The sequence below is a fragment of the Streptomyces sp. NPDC005483 genome, assembly GCF_040606035.1.
Taxonomy (GTDB): domain Bacteria; phylum Actinomycetota; class Actinomycetes; order Streptomycetales; family Streptomycetaceae; genus Streptomyces.
Genome location: NZ_JBEXEA010000004.1, coordinates 304,558 through 321,689 on the forward strand (window position 1 = coordinate 304,558; position 17,132 = coordinate 321,689).

Annotated in this window: 12 protein-coding genes and 1 pseudogene; 6 read left to right on the forward strand and 7 right to left on the reverse strand. The window is 70.5% G+C overall.

Features of this window, described 5'->3' with window-relative positions:
- Positions 1-9 precede the first annotated feature (9 nt).
- Positions 10-2,247, reverse strand: a complete 2,238-nt coding sequence (locus ABZT06_RS10385) for an N-6 DNA methylase (protein WP_355737809.1) — start codon at positions 2,245-2,247, stop codon at positions 10-12.
- Positions 2,248-2,587: 340 nt separating this feature from the next.
- Between ABZT06_RS10385 and ABZT06_RS10390 the strand changes: the two genes are divergently transcribed.
- The 3 genes from ABZT06_RS10390 (at position 2,588) to ABZT06_RS10400 (ending at position 8,889) form a co-directional block, all read left to right on the forward strand.
- Entirely contained in the window at positions 2,588-5,050 is a 2,463-nt protein-coding gene (locus ABZT06_RS10390; protein WP_355737811.1) for an AAA family ATPase, read from the forward strand.
- The gene (locus ABZT06_RS10395; protein ID WP_355737814.1) at positions 5,050-5,418 is read left to right on the forward strand and encodes a hypothetical protein; all 369 of its coding nucleotides are present in this window, start codon (positions 5,050-5,052) and stop codon (positions 5,416-5,418) included. Before ABZT06_RS10390 ends, ABZT06_RS10395 begins: the two co-directional genes overlap by 1 nt.
- A 99-nt stretch (positions 5,419-5,517) precedes the next feature.
- Positions 5,518-8,889, forward strand: coding sequence for an ATP-binding domain-containing protein (locus ABZT06_RS10400; RefSeq protein ID WP_355737817.1), 3,372 nt, complete (start codon positions 5,518-5,520; stop codon positions 8,887-8,889).
- A gap of 85 nt (positions 8,890-8,974) precedes the next feature.
- Here the strand turns inward: ABZT06_RS10400 and ABZT06_RS10405 are convergent, their stop codons facing one another.
- On the reverse strand, positions 8,975-11,545 hold the full coding sequence (locus ABZT06_RS10405) for a DUF262 domain-containing protein (RefSeq protein WP_355737819.1): 2,571 nt from the start codon (positions 11,543-11,545) through the stop codon (positions 8,975-8,977).
- 135 nt (positions 11,546-11,680) lie between these two features.
- Here ABZT06_RS10405 and ABZT06_RS10410 point away from each other — a divergent pair, with 135 nt between their 5' ends.
- Positions 11,681-11,929, forward strand: coding sequence for a hypothetical protein (locus tag ABZT06_RS10410; RefSeq protein ID WP_355737821.1), 249 nt, complete (start codon positions 11,681-11,683; stop codon positions 11,927-11,929).
- Between the two features lie 205 nt (positions 11,930-12,134).
- Here the strand turns inward: ABZT06_RS10410 and ABZT06_RS10415 are convergent, their stop codons facing one another.
- From ABZT06_RS10415 to ABZT06_RS10435, 5 genes and pseudogenes are all read right to left on the reverse strand, one after another.
- Complete coding sequence (locus ABZT06_RS10415) at positions 12,135-12,572, reverse strand: hypothetical protein (RefSeq protein WP_355737824.1); 438 nt, start codon at positions 12,570-12,572, stop codon at positions 12,135-12,137.
- 362 nt (positions 12,573-12,934) lie between these two features.
- Positions 12,935-13,504 (reverse strand): hypothetical protein, encoded by a 570-nt coding sequence (locus tag ABZT06_RS10420; protein WP_355737826.1) that lies wholly within the window; start codon positions 13,502-13,504, stop codon positions 12,935-12,937.
- A gap of 120 nt (positions 13,505-13,624) precedes the next feature.
- Positions 13,625-14,454, reverse strand: a pseudogene (locus ABZT06_RS10425) (Xaa-Pro peptidase family protein); the annotation flags it as partial.
- Positions 14,455-14,615: 161 nt separating this feature from the next.
- Entirely contained in the window at positions 14,616-14,981 is a 366-nt protein-coding gene (locus ABZT06_RS10430) for a MazG-like family protein (protein ID WP_355737828.1), read from the reverse strand.
- Positions 14,982-15,050: 69 nt separating this feature from the next.
- Positions 15,051-15,626, reverse strand: coding sequence for a DoxX family membrane protein (locus ABZT06_RS10435; protein WP_355737830.1), 576 nt, complete (start codon positions 15,624-15,626; stop codon positions 15,051-15,053).
- Positions 15,627-15,763: 137 nt separating this feature from the next.
- Here ABZT06_RS10435 and ABZT06_RS10440 point away from each other — a divergent pair, with 137 nt between their 5' ends.
- Together ABZT06_RS10440 and ABZT06_RS10445 are read left to right on the forward strand one after the other, a co-directional pair.
- Positions 15,764-16,090 carry a nuclear transport factor 2 family protein gene (locus ABZT06_RS10440; protein ID WP_355737832.1) on the forward strand — a complete coding sequence of 109 codons (327 nt, stop codon included), beginning with the start codon at positions 15,764-15,766 and terminating at the stop codon, positions 16,088-16,090.
- Between the two features lie 56 nt (positions 16,091-16,146).
- On the forward strand, positions 16,147-17,127 hold the full coding sequence (locus ABZT06_RS10445) for an aldo/keto reductase (protein ID WP_355737834.1): 981 nt from the start codon (positions 16,147-16,149) through the stop codon (positions 17,125-17,127).
- Positions 17,128-17,132 lie beyond the last annotated feature (5 nt).

Sequence of the window (17,132 nt, forward strand, 5' to 3'; positions counted from 1 at the left end):
TGGGGCGTTTCAGACAGAACGGCTGTCCGGGGTGCCCGACATATCCGGGCTGCCCAGGGTGTCCGGTGGCAGGAGTACGCCGGCGGTGAGGCCGGTGGTCAGGGTGGCCGCGGTGTCAGCGGCGAGGTCGGCGGTTCGGCGGACGGCCGCGCGCAGTTCGTACACGCGGCGGAAGGCCTCCCCGTAGCGCCGCTGTTCCTCCAGCGGCAGCAGCGGTACGCGCAGGCGGCCCGGTGTGACGTGCACGTGGGTGGAGCCGGTGGACGCGGAGGCGATGTTGTCGTCGGCGCCGAGGAATCCGGCGAGGAACCACGGGTCGAGGCGGGCCGGGTCGGGGCGCAGGAGGTGGATGTGCTGACCGAGCAGCGCTCCGGCGTCCCGGTCGTCCGCGACCCGGGTCATCGCGGACTCGTTGCCGCTGCCCGCGAGGGCGCGGACGAGGACGTCCCCGGTGGCGACGGGCTGTGCGGCGTCGGCGTGGAGGTCCAGGGCCCCGCCGGACGGGGGGTTTCCGGTGGAGACGTCCTGGACGGTGAGGACCGGCCGGTCCACGGCGGGGACGGCGGAGCCCTTGGAGCCGCGGGTGCCGGGCGCCGCCGCCCGCAGCACGGTCAGGGCCCCGCCGCGCGCCAGGTCGGAGACGGTCGCCGTACGCCACTCGCGGGCCGAGGCTCCGGACGACAGCCACCCGCCGGACGCGGAGGCGGATGACAGGGCGGCGACCTGCTCGGCCAGTTGGTCGTGCAGGTCGTGGACGCGCTGGGCCAGGGCCGCCGGGTCGATGTCGGCCGCGGTCGCCCGGACATGACGGGCCGGGGTGACGTCGACGACGTCGTCGAGGAGGTCGACGAGCGGCACCGCGCGGGAGACGCCGGGCTCGTCGGTGTACGTGTCGGGGGCGGTGGTGAACGCGGCCCACTGGCCGAGGACCCGCTCCGACAGCCCCTCCCAGTCGAAGGTGGCGGCGGTGGCCGAAGAGGCGGGGGCGGAGGCAGCGGAAGCGGAAGAGCCGGACCGGCGGGAGCGCGAGCCGCCGCGGGAGCCGGCACCCGCCGTCGCCATACCGGTGGCGGACGGCGTGCCCGTGGAGCCGTCCCGCTGCTCGCCCTCCCCATCGACGAAAAGCACCGCCGCACGGTCCGTGCCGCCCGGCTCGGGGCGTTGGAACACCCAGATCTGCAGGCCGATGTGGAGCGGATACGCGGCACGCGCCGGAAGGGAGACGACGGCGCGCAGGGCCCCGCCGCGGATGAGTTCCGAGCGGACGCGGCGGCCGGAGGAGCGGAAAGCCAACGCGGGCGGCAGCAGCATGACCGCGTGGCCGCCGGGCTCCAGGTGAGCGAGGGCGTGCTGCACCCAGGCCAGTTCGGACTCGAAGCGCGGCGGGACCCCGTACGCCCACCTAGGGTCGTAGGCCAGCTCGTCGTGACCCCAGTCGCGGTCGCCGAACGGCGGGTTGCACAGGACGGCGTCCACGGTGACGTCGGGGAAGGCGTCGGCGCGCAGGCTGTCGCCGACGCGGATCGCCGTCTCGGCCTCGGGTGCGGCGATCAGCAGCCGGACCGCGGTGCGTTGGCCCTGGACGGGGAGCGAGTCCTGTCCGAACAGCTCCCGCGCGCCCTGCCGTGCGGCGGCGGCGAGGAGCGTACCGCTGCCGCAGGCGGGGTCGAGGACGCGGGGCACGTCGGCGGGCAGGAGCCGTGCCATGAGCCGGGCCAGGCCCTCCGGGGTCTGGTAGACGCCGCTGGCGGCGCCCTCGTCCAGTTCGCGTTCGGCGAGGACGTCGAGGGCGGCCTGGGCCCCCGCCTCACGGACGCAGCCCAGCAGGGCGCGGACCGCGCCCGCGTCGTCCGGGCCGTAGTGGACCGGCTCGGCCTCGGGCACGGTGGCCGGGAGCTCGCCCGCGGCCTTCTCCGCTCGGGCGAGCAGCTGGTCGTCGGGCACGGCGGCGAGTTCGGCCAGCTCCTCCTGTGTACGGCGGGACGCGGCGGCCACCAGCGGGAAGAGTCGCGCGGCCACCCCCGAGCCGGGCCCCAGCAGCCGTAGGGCCGTCCGCAGTTCCTCGGTCGGCGAGGCGGCGGAGGTGTGACCGCGGCCACGCAGCCATGTCTGGACGGCCGGCAGATCGTAGAGCGGGCTGGCTTCCGTGCCTGCGCTGGGTGCCGGGAAGTCGTCGTGGCGGCGGCGCCAGTTGCTGACGGTGGCGCGTGTGACCCCCGCGATGCGGGAGATCTCGGCGGCTGTCACGTGTGCGGAGGGCGCCGGTCGGGCTGGTGGCTGGGGCATGGCGTGGAGTTCCGCACCTCTCGGGCCAGTCGGACAGGGACGGTTAACACATTACAACAGCCGTCAAGTTCGTCAAGCTGTTTGACAGTGCTTTCACGGCTATGCTTACCTGGTCACGCTTCCGGATGGAAGCATGGCTGTGACTCCGCACCCTCACCGTGAAGCGTCCTGGCGCCGTACCGCGCCACGCATCCGATCTCTCCCGGTCCCTTCTCGTCGCAACGCCATACCTCGGGGCCGTCCACTTCGCGTCCATTCCGCACCGCAGTCGCCACCCACCGCACACACGGGAGGAACCCGCATGACCGTGACGGAACAGCCCCGGCAGAACGCGCACCACCCCAACGACCCCGCCCGTCCGGCCCCGTCCGATCAGCCCGTGCCCGTGGCTGCTCTGGTGAAGGCCCGCCTGGCGGAGGAGGCGCTCAGCGAGCCCGTGAAGGTGCTCCTGAAGGAGGCCATGGGCGACGGAGAGCCCCGGGGGACCTCCCCTGCCGGCCGGATCTACCTCGAGTCCGTCGCCGTCGCCCGGTTCCGTGGCATCGGACCGCGCGCCTGGCTCAAGCTCAGCCCCAGACCCGGTGTGAACCTGGTCGTGGGGCGCAACGGCTCCGGCAAGTCCAGCATCGCCGAGGGCATCGAGACGGCCTTCACCGGCGTGAACATGCGCTGGCAGGGGCAGCACGCGATGCGCAGCAGCAACTGGCGCAACCTCCACGACACCGACGGCAGGCCGGAGATCGAGGTCAAGCTCGCCATCGAGGGAGACACCGGCCGCAGCACCCTCACCCGCACCTGGGAGGGCGACGATTTCGACGCCTCCCGGGCCGAGCTCAAGCGACCCGGGCACGGCCGCGCACCCCTCGACCAGGCGGACTGGAAGCAGGGCCTGCGGGACTTCCGGCCCTTCCTGTCGTACGTCGACCTCGACCGCATGATCAGTGGCAAGCCCTCCGAGATGTACGACGCCATCGCCACCATCCTTGGCCTGGGGCAGCTCAGCGCCGCCGACAGCCGGCTCCGCCAGGAGGCCAAGGCGCTCGAAGACGCGGACAAGGCGGCGAAGTTGGAGCTGCCTGGTCTCAAGGAGGCGCTGTACGAGTTGGAGGACGACGAGCGTGCGGTGCAGGCACTCGTCGCCGTCGACACGGCCACGCCCGACTTCGAGACGGTTGAAGCCCTCGTCGCCGGTCTGCCCGCCGCCGGGGACGACGGTCTGCTGGCCCGGCTGCGAGCCGAAGCCGACGTGCAGGGACCCGAGATGGCGCAAGTTCACGCGGCCCTGGACCGCCTGCGCAATGCTCTCGCCGATGTCAAGGACCTGCGCGGCACCGGCGCCGAGGACGCCCTGCGGCGTGCGGAACTCCTCGAACGGGCTGTGGCGCACCACGACCGTCACCCCGATGCGGCCGCCTGCCCCGTGTGCGGGACCGACGGGATGCTGGACCCGGCATGGGCCACGGACGCCATCGCCCAGATCGCCGCACTGCGACAGGAGGCGGAGGCGGCAGCGGGTGCGCGCAGCGAACTCCGGTCGGCCGCGCGGGCCGTGCAGGACCTCGTCCACACGCCCCGACAGATCCCCGCCGCCCTGGCCGACCCGTGGCGCGCCTGGACCGCCTGCCGGACGATCAGTGATCCCGGCGAGCTCGCCCAGCGCGCCCACGAAACCGCCGCGACCCTGGACGATGCCTGCGCCGCGGTCAAGGAGAGCGCCGTCAGGGAACTGGAGAAGCGGGACGAACGCTGGCGCGGGCTCGTCACCCGCCTGGCGGGCTGGGCGGAGAGGGCCCGTGCCGTGGAGGCGAACAAGCCCCGGCTGCGGGACATCAGGAAGGCGAGCGCCTGGATCAAGGCGCTGGCCGCCGAGTTGCGGGAACAGCGGATGGAAGGCTTCGCCGACCAGTCGCAGCGCATCTGGGAGCGGCTCCGCCAGGAGAGCAACATCGATCTCAAGGCCGTGAGCCTGAAGGGCAGCGAGAAGGCCACCGTCCGCAAGCTCGTCATGGATGTCACCGTCGACGGCCAGGAGGCCTCGGCTCTCAGCGTCATGAGCCAGGGCGAGCAGCACTCCCTCGCGCTGTCTCTGTTCCTGCCCCGGGCCGCCACCGCCGACAGCCCGTTCGGCTTCATCGTCATCGATGACCCCGTGCAGTCCATGGACCCCGCCAAGGTCAACGGACTCGCCCAGGTCCTGCATGAGCTCGGCGAGCACCGACAGGTCGTCGTGTTCACCCATGACACCCGGCTCCAGCGGGCGTTCACCAGCCAGGGTCTGCCCGTGACGGTGTTCGAGGTCGAGCGGGCCGAGTCGTCCAAGGTGAAGGTCAAGCCGGTGACAGACCCGGTACGGCAGGCACTCGACGACGCGCGGGCCCTCGCCCGTACCAGTCACCTGCCGTCGGCGGCACGGACCCACGTGCTGCCCAGCCTGTGCCGTATCGCCCTGGAGAACGCCTTCCTCGAAGCCGCCTGGATCCGGCATCACCGCTCCGGCGCGCCCGAGGACGAGCTGCAGGCCGCCGTCGGCAGCGCCGACAAGCTCATGAAGGTCGCGGCACTGGCCTTGTTCGGCGACGTCGGCCGGACCGGCGAGGTCTACCGGGAACTGCGCACCCTTTGCGGGCCGCGTGCTGTAGACCTCCTCAAGGAGTGTCAGAACGGCGCCCACGCCACGGGAGCGCAGATCGCCGACCCCCACCGCTTCGTGGACGACATCGAGATCATGGCGCAGAAGGTGCGCAAGCCGGGGGTGACTGTGTGATGAGCACTCCCACCACCTCGGTCGAGGAGCTCCTGCTGACGGCGGATCAGCTGCTTGCCGCCCGTACGGGCGCCACGGCCGCCGGCCGGCACCGCGGAGCCTCCCTCGCTCTGCGGACCGCCCTGGAGCTCTCCATCGACCGCGTGCTCGACGCCGCGGTGCCAGGGCTCGCCGACACCACGATGCGGGCCAAGATGCTGTGCCTCCACTGCTACACCGCGGCGGAGACCGCTCGCCGCACCAACGCCGTCTGGTCGCACCTCTGCCTGGGATGCCATTACCACCAGTACGAGATCGGCCCCACGCACGACCAGGTTCGCGCCTGGCGGGCGGAGGTCGGCGAGCTGGTCGGGTCGTTGACCATCTGACTGTTCGTTACCCGGCAGGTCTCTGATAGTTATTTCGGCGGGGCCGGGCGTATGCCCGTCGCAGCGTCCTCCGGGGTGCTGCAAGGGGAGGGGATGTACATGGGCACCACCACGCGCAACGAGATCATCGCCATGGAGCAGAAGGCGGTGGACCGCGCCTACGACTGCTATGCCGCACGGCTGGCCGAAATGACCGCGGGGTCAGTCGCCATGGCCTCCGCCAGCGGCAAGGACAGCGTCGCCAACCGGATCGTGGCCGAGGAGCTGGCCGCGGCATACGACGGACTCGGCAACGAGTCGCTGGTAATCAGCCGCATCGATGTACAGGACGAGCACAGGCCCTGGTACGTGGGACGACGTGGCGTCAGCGACCCCGCGACCAGCGACCGTGTGGTCCTCTTGTGGACCAGCCCGCTGGCCAAGAAGTGGTTCGAGGCGCTGCCTGAAGCCCCGGGCGAGGTGCTCCTGCGGCGGCGACTGCGCTGTGTACAGCGTGACGTTAAGGACTACTTCGACGAGATCACTGCCACCGCCCCCGTTCCGCAGCCACGGCCAGCGGTAGACGACGCTCAGCGGGAGGCCCAGCCCGCGGAGCCGGCCACCGTCACGCCGAAGGAGGGAGTACCGAGCTCGCCCGTCCCAACGCCCGCCGACATCGCCCGCGTCCAGCGTCAGAAGCCGCTGCAGCCCGACGACTTCCTCCTGCGCGAGCTTCAGCGCTCTCGCCGCGGCAGCATGCGGGACATCGTCGAGACCATCCGCCGCGACCAGATGGCCCTGGTCACCGGCTCGCCCTCCGACATCCTCGTGATCCAGGGCGGCCCGGGTACCGGCAAGTCGGCGGTCGGCCTGCACCGCGTGACCTGGCTCGTCAACAACGGGCACTTCAAAGCCCAGGACGTCCTCGTCGTCGGCCCCCATCAGGGGTTCCTGGACTACGTGAGCCAGGTGCTGCCCACGCTCGGCACCCGGAACGTCAACGCCGTGCAGGTGACGCGCCTGTGGGACGGCGAGATCCTCGGCACCGACATCCCCACGGCGCGGATGGTGAAGTCCGATGAACGCATGGCGGCCGTCCTGCGGCGGCGCGTCGAGATCGAGTGCCGTCCCGAGGCCGTCGACGAGTTCACCGCCACCCCCTCCTACGAGGGGGCCAAGCCGGAGTTCACCGTCACCGTCGGCAGCACGACCCTGCGGATCCCGCGCTCCGAGGTGATCGCCCTCCTTGAGGACGTGCGCCAAGGCGACGGCTCCTACCGTGAGCGCCGCGACCGCTTCCGCGGCCTGCTCGTCGACCGCCTGCTGCGGGAACTCGTCGCCGTCGCCCCTCGCCGCAGCCGCGACGACACGATCCGCCGCGACCTGGAACGCAACCGTCAGGTCGAGCGCCTGATCGAACGCGTCTGGCCGTCACCGGGCGCCAGGGAAGCCCTCCGTACCCTCTACGACTCCGAAGACCTTCTGCGTACCTGCGCCGAGGGCATTCTCGACGCCGCGGAGCAGGCCGCTGTGCACCGTCCCCGGGCCGACACGGCCGATGCCGATCCCTGGACGCTCGACGATCGGGTCTGCCTCGAAGAACTGCGGTATCTCATCACCGGGGAGACCCCGCAGCGGTACGGGCACATCGTCGTCGACGAGGCACAGGACCTGACACCCATGCAGGCCCGCTCCCTGCGCCGACGCTCCGCCACGCAGGGCTCGATGACCATCCTCGGTGACCTCGCCCAGGCCACCGGCCCCCATACTCACACCGACTGGGACCGCCTCGGCACCCTCCTGTCCGACCACGGCGACTGGAGTGTGGCCGAGCTGAACACCAGCTACCGCGTGCCCGCCGAAATCATGGAGTTCGTCGCCCCCCTGGCCCGTACCGTCGCCCCCAAGCTGCCGTACCCGCAGGCCGTGCGTGCGGCGGGAGAGGACGCCGTCCGCACGGTCGCGACCGAGCCGTGGAAACTCCTCGGCGACACCGTGGCCCAAGCCATCCGCCTCATCGGCACCAGCGACGGACACACCCTGCGCTCCGTGGCGGTCATCGTCCCGGACGACTCCGGCTGGCTCAACGAGATCAGCCGCCAGCTGGACCTGGCCGAGGGCATCACCGAGCAGGGACGCGAGGCGGTGTCCGTGCTGGCCGCCACCCAGGCCAAGGGCATGGAGTACGACCACGTCCTCGTCGTCGAACCCGCCACCATCGCCGACCGGGGCCCGGCCGGTCTGCGCCAGCTGTACGTCGCGCTCACCCGCAGCACCCAGAGCTTGACCGTCCTGCACACGTCCCCGCTCCCGGAGGCACTCACGACCACCGACGGCGGCGGTACCGAACCAGCGCCCACCGAAGGCGAACCGGGCATGGCCGACGGTGAAATCCCCGAGATCGGCACGGACCTCCGAGTCCGTGTGATCGGCCGGGCACCCGGCGGCCGGTACAAGGCCAAGGCCCTGTCTCCCAGGATCGACGTCCCTCTGGTCCTGACCGTCCGCCACGGCTCGGTGCCCCCGCGCCCCGGCGACGAACTGGACTGCTGGGTGTTCGCCCACGAGACGAACCACTGCCTGCTCACCGCGGACCAGCGCGGTCGCCAGCCCATATCGCCGAGAATGGCGGAACGCTACCTGGCGGCGCTCAGCGTTCTCGACGAACTGACCAACGGCGACGGAACCGTTCCGGAGAACGCCCGTGATCGTCTGTCCGAGCTCAAGGGCATGGCCAACCGCGTCCTCCGCCGCGACCAGGCGGACTGGGTGGACGTGCGCCGCGTGCTCGGATCCCCGGACAAGCATCGCCTCAGCCTCCTGCGCGACCTCGCGGCGCACACCAACCGCATGCTCAAGGACGGCGACCTGGACCTGAGCCGCCTCCAGCCGGACCTGGCACGCGCCGGCTGGGCGCAGGCCCTGCACGAAGCCCGGGAGGCCCTCCAGCACCGGGTCGCCACGGGCGAACCCGAAACCGACGACGCACCCGCCACCGCTGAACAGCAGTCCGAGCAGAAGGAAACCGAGCCCGTGACCCCCGCTGAAGACCTGCCCGCCACGCCCGCGTCAGCGCAAGGGCTTCTGCACTCGCTGGAGAGCGCGGCGACCGCCGACCGCATGTGCAGAAAGCACGAGGCGGTGCGGCATGCTCTCAAGGCCGCCCTGCTCTGGGAGGACCTGCAGCCGACCGACTCCCCGGTCGTCGACGTCAGCCGGATCGCGGACGACGGCCACTTCCTCTACGAGGTCCTCGGTGCCGGCCGCTCCACCTACGCCGACCTCCGCGCGGGAGCCACCCGCCTCCTGGAGATCAACCACACCCTGCCCGCTCCTGCCGATCGCCTCTACCTGGTGCTCTCCGAACCGCCCGCCGAGGACTGGTCGGCCAACACCGTGTTCGGTGTCTTCGGGGTTCAGGTCCTGTGGCGCACCCCCGACAGTTGGGGCGGCCACGACGCGGAAACCGCCCTGGGCTCCGGCGAAGCGTAACCACTTTCGACAGGAGCGCGATCTTCCGTGCTCGCTCGTGCGCTCCTTGGGTGCCTGAAGTGGATCAGGATCGGTGCTCGTGCGTTCAGGCCGTGCCCCGCTCCTCCCAGCGACCCCGGAACCACGCCAGTGTCTCGGCGAGCAGTTCGCGGTTGCGGTCCTTCTCCAGCACTGACAGGCGGAAGTTGGGGCGCAGCTCCAGCTTGCCCTCCGGGATGTCTACGCCCTCCAATTCGTTGAGACGGGAGAGGAGTTCGGCGCGCAGTGCTCGGTCGGTGAAGGGTTCGCGTGCAGCCAGGTACTGGAACACCACCTCCGCCGTGCCGCCCCGCCCACCGCCCGGGTAGAGCGTCAGCGGCCAGATACCGCGGCCCGGCGCGCCCGCCTCCCCGAGCATGAGGAACGCGCTCGTCATGACCTGGCCCGCCCCGTGCCCGATCCAGCCGCCGAGCTTCTCCCATCGCGCGAAGAGCGCGCGTACCGCCTCGACCGTCTCGGGGGAGTCGTCCGCCGCGAGCTGGCGGAAGAACCGGTCGGCGCGCGTCTCCTCGCCCTGGCTGCCGCCCGGCGTCCGTTGTGCGGTGTCCTCGCTCTCCCTGTCGTCGTCCTCAGCGACCAGCAGCGCGAGGTCGTCGGCGGTGAGGCGCTGGACCGGGTCGGCGGATCCGGTCACCGTGAACCGGATGCCGTCGGCTGTCAGCCGGGAACGGACGTCGCCGCCCTCGTCGTCAGATGTCCAGCGGAATCCCTCGGAGACCCTGCCCTCGGAGGTGAGCACCCGGTACGCGTTGGCCACCCCGGGTGTCCCCGCCAGGTGATTGCCCACAGCCTGGGCTCCGGAGCCGAGGAACGCGGCGAGATCACCGTACGACGTCCAACTGCCGTGGGGGAGTGCTGCGAGCACCTGGTGCGCCAGTTGCCAGTCCCGGCTGCGCTCCGCGCGGCCGACGCCGCGCAGCGGTGCCGGCCACAACGCGACCGCACGGTCGGCGAGTTCGTCGGCGCGGGCGAAGATCTCCTTCGCACCCCACCGTTCGGTGGCGGCGATGCGGCGGTTCATCTCCAGGTGGCTGCCTTGGAGCAGGCCCTGTTTGCGCTCGAAGGGGTGGTTCGACAGCTCCGAGTTCACCGCGGTGAGCGTCAGGTTGCCGAGGGTGTGCTGCAGCCGGGAGTGCAGGTCCTCCACGCGCTCTCCGTCGGCCACGTCTTCGCCCAGCATCCGGAGCCACTCGTCGCCGGGGGCCTGCGGCATGACGTGCTCGATGGTGAGCTGCGCGGCGGCGAAGTCCACCAGCTCCGGATGCTCGTAACTCTCCTCGAGCCGCTGTAGCACCATCTTGCGCTGCTGGGGCCGTCCGAACTGGTAGAAGGGTGCCTTCCGGATCTTCTCGCGCAGCTTGTCGTCGGCGGGCCAGAACCGGTTGTCGGCGGAGAGCAGCTGGTGCATTCCGTCGGCGACGGGCACGTCGAGAGGGAGCTGCCCGGGAACGGCCTGGAAGATCCTGTTGAGGTTGTTGGGCGGCACGCGGCAGATCATCCGGCGCACCAGGAAACTCTCGATGTACGACATCGCACGGGCCGCGTCCGAGGAGTCGAGGGCCCCCCGCTCGCGCCGGTCGAGCAGCAGCATCAGCGCGGGATAGGTGACCTGAGCCTGCCAAGCGTCCAGGCGGCGCAGATGGGCGCGGACCGATGTGTCCGGCTCCTCCTCGGGGTGCAGCAGGCGGCGGAAGAGAGCGGCACTGCGGTGCAACTCCATGATGTAGGCCTCGATGTCCTCCTCGGTCGCCTTTCCGTGCTCGAAGCGCTGCTGCTGAGCCGCGTAGAGGTCCTGGCGGCGCACCCGGTCGTCGCCGTCGAGGACCAGTTGCAGCCACATGAGCTGTTCCAGCTCTTCGTTGCTCAGGCTGCCCTGCAGCGGCAGCCAGTAGGCCTCGTAGACGTGCTCACCGCGGGTGGGCAGCTTCATGAACAGGTAGTTGCGCAGCAGGTCGGCCTGGCTGAGCTTGAGTCCGGTGTTGTTCAGGGACTCGAAGATGCGGTGCACGTTGTCGCCGCGCTCGGCGGTCACCGCCACCAGCGTCAGCCGGGAGGTGATGGCCTGCTCGATGCGGAACACGTCCTGCGGAGCGGCGGGATCGGCCGCCTCGACCAGCTTGCGGCGGAAGAAGCAGTAGGCAGCTGCGACACCGCCGCCGGCGGCCTGTTCCGTGAGCGGGCCGCGGACGTGCGCGGCGAACTGCGACCGGTCCGCCTGGGTCGGCAGCAGCCGGAAGTGGTCGCTGCCGTTCTGCCACTTGTTGATCAGGTATTGCTCGTCGATGCGCTCGGCGTCGCGCGGCTGGGCGTCCCTGACGTGATCGCGGATCGCGGCCAGGGCGAGGGAGAGTGTGGTCAGCCTCTGCTGGCCGTCGACGACGAGCCAGCGAGGGAACGTCGCATCGTTCTGCGGCGACGGCGCGAGGACGACGGACCCCAGGAAGTGCGTGTTCGCCTTCTCGCCGCGCTCGATCAACTCGGCCTGCTCCAGGATGTCGCTCCACAGCTGTCTGAGCTGCTTCTCCGTCCAGGAGTACGTCCGCTGGTAGAGCGGCACTTGGAACTGCTGGGCCCTCCCCTGCACGAGATCGGCGAACAACGTCTCTTTGGCCTGCAACCTGGTCCCCCTTGGCAGTTGATGGCTTCCTGACACGTGGGAACGACCATAGGGCCTCTCGCTGACAGTCACGGGACATTACGTCGACGTCGACGCTGACAGCCTTTCGATCGACCTGCGCACCACCGCGCGGCAGTGCTTCGGATCAGCGGGCTGCACGTGACCGTGGAACCGGAGCTCACCTACCTCCGCAGCAGTGGGGACCTCGACCCGGACGCCGTCTACGAGATCACCTACGAGATCCACGGAGACCAGTCCGGGCCGGTCATTCAGACCGCCGAGCTGACGAACCAGACCAGCCTCAGCTACAGACCGTCTCTGGTCAGCACCGCTTCGGCGGCCACGGAGCTCTCCGTGGAGATCACCGACATCCAGCAGGGGTGAGGCGGATGCCCAGAACGTCGGCGCCAACCGCGAGGCCCTACGGCAGCGCGCCGACTCTCCTCACCGTTCCGCACCATTCTGCTGCTCGACGCCGGCATCCTGGTGATCGCTGCCGCGGGCTTCCTGACGCTGCCCAACCCCTCGCGACCCGCCGACGCGACCGCCGAGAGCACCGAGCCCATCGAGGCCAGCGGTTTCAGCGTGGTCAGCGCACCCGCTCCCACGCATGCAACACCGCCTGCGCATAGGCCACGCGGACGTCCAGGCGCTGGGGCTCGTAGTGGTAGACCTTGTTGATTCCCCGGTAGTCCAGGGCTGTTCCGGCTCCAGGCGTGCGCCAGCGCGTGCGGGTTGGGCCGTCAAGGCCGGTGTCGGTCGTGTCGCCTTCGAACAGTGAGTAGACCAGCATGAAGAGAAAGAAGAGCAGCCAGAGTGGAGAGGTCAGGATGTACAGGGTCCAGGTGTGCCCGCTCCCGATCTTTCCTGTAAAGGCCCTGGGCGCGCCGCTGAGTTGTACGGTCCACCGGACACGGCGGGGCCAGGGGAGGAAGCGGCCCATGCGGCGCGTGATGCGGGCCAGTGGTGTGCCGTCGGCGGCGTACACGTCGTGGACGTCCGGGCCGGCCGGCTGGACTGAGCACATCAGCCCGCCCCCAGCCCCACCCCCGCCTCCGCCGTGGATCCAGAAAGGGATCGGAGACCGGCGACTCCACCGCTCCGTCGTCCGCTGTTCGAAGACCTCCGCCACCGGGGCGGCCTCGCGCTGAGCACCCGTCAACCGGATCGTCGAGCTCATCTCGATGTCGGGCTGAGAGCCTGCCGGGACAGGGTTGTTCGCTTTGACCACGAACCTGTACCGGGTCTGCGGCGGCTGCATCGGCGCGGAAAAGGCCGAAGAGGGCTGCTCCTGGGGAGTGGGGTGCATTCTGGTCTCCGGCTCCGGGTGAGATACGGATTCGTAGAGGATACGGCCGCTGTTGACGCAGGTTGGAGGTGCCGATCGGATCAGCCGAAGGGATTCACGGCGGCTGCGCGGTCCGCGAACTCCCCGGCGGCATTACGCGCCCTGTCGACGCTCTCATGGAACTTCTCGGACGCGTACTGGACGTCGTCCGTGACGAGACGGGCGCCTTCCGTGTACAGCCCCTTCGCGCCCATCACCGCTTCGTAACCGCGGGCCGTCCATGACCTGGGATCGACGTAATGGGACACCGTGTTGCCCGCGCCGTCGACCACGGGCCTTACGGAGTCCGCGATCGCCGGAATGCGACCCAGAGGTGTGTTCTCGACCAACGTCGGCATCAATTTCTGGAACGGCCTGTCCAACACTCCCGCCCCCGCCCGGTACAAGGTGGAGTCCCCGAACTCCTTGGCGACGGCGACCGCGAAGCGATCCTTGAGAGTGTCGGCGGTGACGTGGATGGCATGCGCCTTCGAGCCGAGTTCACCCCAGTTCCGCATCACCCATTTCTCGGCGTCCTCGCCGAGCTTCGCGGTTCCGCCGACACTCTCGACGATGTCACCCGCACGCTTCCAGGAGTCGGCGGCCTTCACACCGAAGTCGAGGACGTTCATGGGATTTTGACGCCGGTGAGCGTTCCCTTGGCCACCTTTCCGACGCGCGCCAGGTCACCGAAGGGGACGAATCCGGCCAGGTCGAGACCGATGTCCATCCAGTTGCCCTTCTTGAAGCTCGAGCAGTCCGCGTGCCCTGTGGTCGATCTCCCGGCAGGTCATGCCCGGGGCTGTCGCCTCGACGGCGGCCTCCTGGGCCGTGCGGACGGTGTCGTGGACCGTGCGTTGCTTCTCCGTCGGTTCGCCGACGTGGATCGTGCGGGTCGTGTGCGAGCTGTAGCGGTCCTTCCGGCCGCCGAGGTGCAGGATCACCATGTCGCCTTTCCTGAGCGTCCGGTCGGCCGACTTGTGGTGCGGGTTCGCGCTGTTGCGGCCGGACGCCACCGTGGTGAAGACCTGGCTGTCGCCATGTTCGTGGAGCAGACCGGCCAGGGCGGCGGCCACCTGGCTTTCGCTTCGGCCCGTGAGGGAGGGTGGTGAGGATCTCCTCGTACGCCGCGTCCGTCGCCGCTCCAGCCGCCGTGAGGCGGGCCACCTCGTGGGTGTCCTTCACCGCGCGGAGCAGGGGGAGTACGACGGTCAGGGGGCGGTAGGTCGTCAGCGGCAGGGCCTCCTGGAGGCCGAGGAGGTGGAGGGCCCAGGTGGTGTCGGAGACGCCTAGCGGCCGTTGGGGAGGAGGAGGCCGGTGGCTGCGGCGTACGGGTCCTGGCCGTCGCGCCAGTCGGAGATGCGGAGGGCGTTCGCGCCGGGGGCCGCTTCCGCGTCGGGGCGTTCGAGGGACGGGACCGGCAGGCGGGGTTCGGAGCCGGGGGTGAGGACGAGGAGGGTGAGGCGTTCCGTCGTCGCGGTGGGGCGGTAGCCGCACAGCCAGGTCAGGTCAGGTCGGGGCCGGGGGGCAGGAGCAGTCCGGCCAGGCCGGCCCCGGTCGTGTCCCTGACCGCCCTGGTCATACGGGCCGCGTAGTCCTGTTCTGTGAAGGGGGCGGGGGTGTCGTTCACGGGGCTCCTCCGACCGCTGCCGTCGTCCGGTACATCGTCCGAGGAGTGGGGTGCGGGGGCCCGGGGCGTAGACCGACCGGGTGACGTTCGCCGCGGCGCTCACTCCGGGTGAATCAGGCGGGTCCGTGCCCCAGCGAACGCTCCGTCACCTTCTGTAGATGGCGGTGGAAGACCTCGCGCGTGTCCGGGGTCAGCGTGCGCAGCGCCACCAACGCGGTGATCACCACGTCGCACAGCTCGCCCTGCACGTCGTCCCAGGTGTGGCTGACGCCCTTGCGGGGGTTCTGGCCGATCGCCCCGATGACCGCCTCGGAGACCTCGCCGACCTCCTCGGACAGTTTCAGCATGCGCAGGAGGAGCCCCTCGCGGCCCTTCACCGGCTGATCCGTCTCCAACCAGGTCCACAGGGCGTCGACGGACTTCCAGAGGTCACAGAGGTCACAGAGGTCCGGAGAGGGGGTGATGGCGTGATCACTCATGCGGAGCAGCTTGTCACGGGCGCGCGTCCCTCAGAAAGGTCAGGCCAAGGGGGAGCCGGCCGGTCGGTTCTACTCCCCGAACAACGCCTCCTCCTCCTCGAACAGCGACGCCTGACCGTCGTCACCCCCACCCTCCTTCTCCCGCAGCCGCCGATTCCGCGCCCCCACGACCAGCGTCGTCACCAGCGCCGTCGCGCCGAGGGCGACCGGCACCATCCAGCCCCGGTTCACCGTGTGGCCGAGGGCGTGGTCCAGGGAGATCCGGCCCGGGCCCGTCACCGCGAGGCCCGCTGCCGTGAGGCCCAGTGAGGCCGCGTACTCGTAGCCGCCGCCCGCGTTGAAGAAGCCGTTGGGCGCGTGTACCGCGGACGCGCCGGCCATCGCGCCGGCCGCCGCCGCACCCGCCGCCGGGGTTGCCAGGCCCAGTGCCAGCAGGGTGCCGCCGCCCGCCTCGGCCAGTCCCGCCGCCGTGGCGCTCGCCTTGCCCGGCGCGTAGCCGACGGACTCCATGAACTGGCCGGTGCCCTCGAGGCCGCCGCCGCCGAACCAGCCGAGCAGTTTCTGCGCGCCGTGGGCGGCCAGTACACCCCCGGTTCCCAGCCGGAGCAGCAGCAGGCCCAGATCACGTCGGTCGTAAGCGGTCACGATGACTCCCAGCACAAGAAGTGGAACGAGACGAGACCCCCCTCGCGTTTCCACCGTCGCACCGCTCACACCTGCCCGGAACACTCGCGCGGCCGTTCGGGTGGCGGGCCCGGGGGAGCGGTGTGAGTCTGGCTGGCATGACGATTCAGACCGCCCGACTCCGCGACCCGGCCGTCCGCGCCTTCGTCTCCGCGGTCAACGCCCATGACCGCGAGGCGCTCCTGGCCCTGCTCGCGCCGGGTGCGACCATGGCGGACGACGGCAGCGACCGTGATCTCGACGAGTGGATCGACCGGGAGATCTTCTCCTCCAACGGCCACCTCGACGTCGACAACGAGTCCAACGGCGGTCGTTCCCTCCTCGCCCACTACCGCAACGACGCCTGGGGCGAGATGCGCACCCGCTGGGACTTCACGGTCGGCGAGGACGGCAGGATCTCCCGCTTCGAGACCGGCCAGGCGTAGAAATCCCCTACGGCCCCTTGCCTTCGTGTGCGCTCCAACTCCTAGCGTTCTCAGGCATGGAGATCACACGCACTCTCGGCCGCTCCGGCATCGAGGTCAGCGCTCTCGGCTTCGGCTGCTGGGCCATCGGCGGCGAATGGCAGGACGCCGACGGGCAGCCGCTCGGCTGGGGCAAGGTCGACGACGAGGAGTCCGTCCGGGCCGTCCGACGCGCCCTCGACCTGGGTGTCACCTTCTTCGACACGGCCGACACCTACGGCGCGGGGCACAGCGAGCGGGTGCTGGGCCGTGCGCTGGGCAAGCGCCGGGACGACGTCGTCCTCGCCACCAAGTGGGGCAACGTCTTCGACGAGGACACCCGCACCCTCACCGGCTCCGACCACACACCGGAGTACGCCCGCCGCGCTCTCACCGCTTCCCTGGCACGCCTGGGCACCGATCACATCGACCTCTACCAGCTCCACCTGTCCGACCTCGACCCGCTCCTCGCGGCCGAACTCCGGGACCTCTGCGAGGAGTTCGTGAGTGAAGGGCTCATCCGCGCCTACGCCTGGAGCACCGACGACCCGGCCCGCGCCGCGGTGTTCGCCCAGGGGGAGCACTGTGCGGCCGTACAGCACGCGCTGAACGTGATGCAGGACGCACCCGAAATGCTGGCGCTGTGCGAGGAGTTGGGGCTCACGAGTGTCAACCGCAGCCCGCTCGCCATGGGGTTGCTCGCGGGCAAGCGTCAACGTCCGCAGGACGCGGGGGACATCCGCAGCAAGCCCCCGGCCTGGCTGCAGGGCTTCGGGGAGGGTACGGCGGCCGACCCGGAGTGGCTGGAGAGGATCGACGCGCTGAAGGAGATCCTGACGAGCGACGGCCGTACGCTCGCGCAGGGCGCCCTCGCGTGGATCTGGGCCCGCAGCCCGCGCACGGTCCCGATCCCGGGTTTCCGTTCGGTGGTCCAGGCGGAGCAGAACGCGGCAGCCATGGAGAAGGGCCCGCTCACCGCCGACCAGCTGACCGAGGTCGACAGCCTTCTCGGACGATGAGCGGC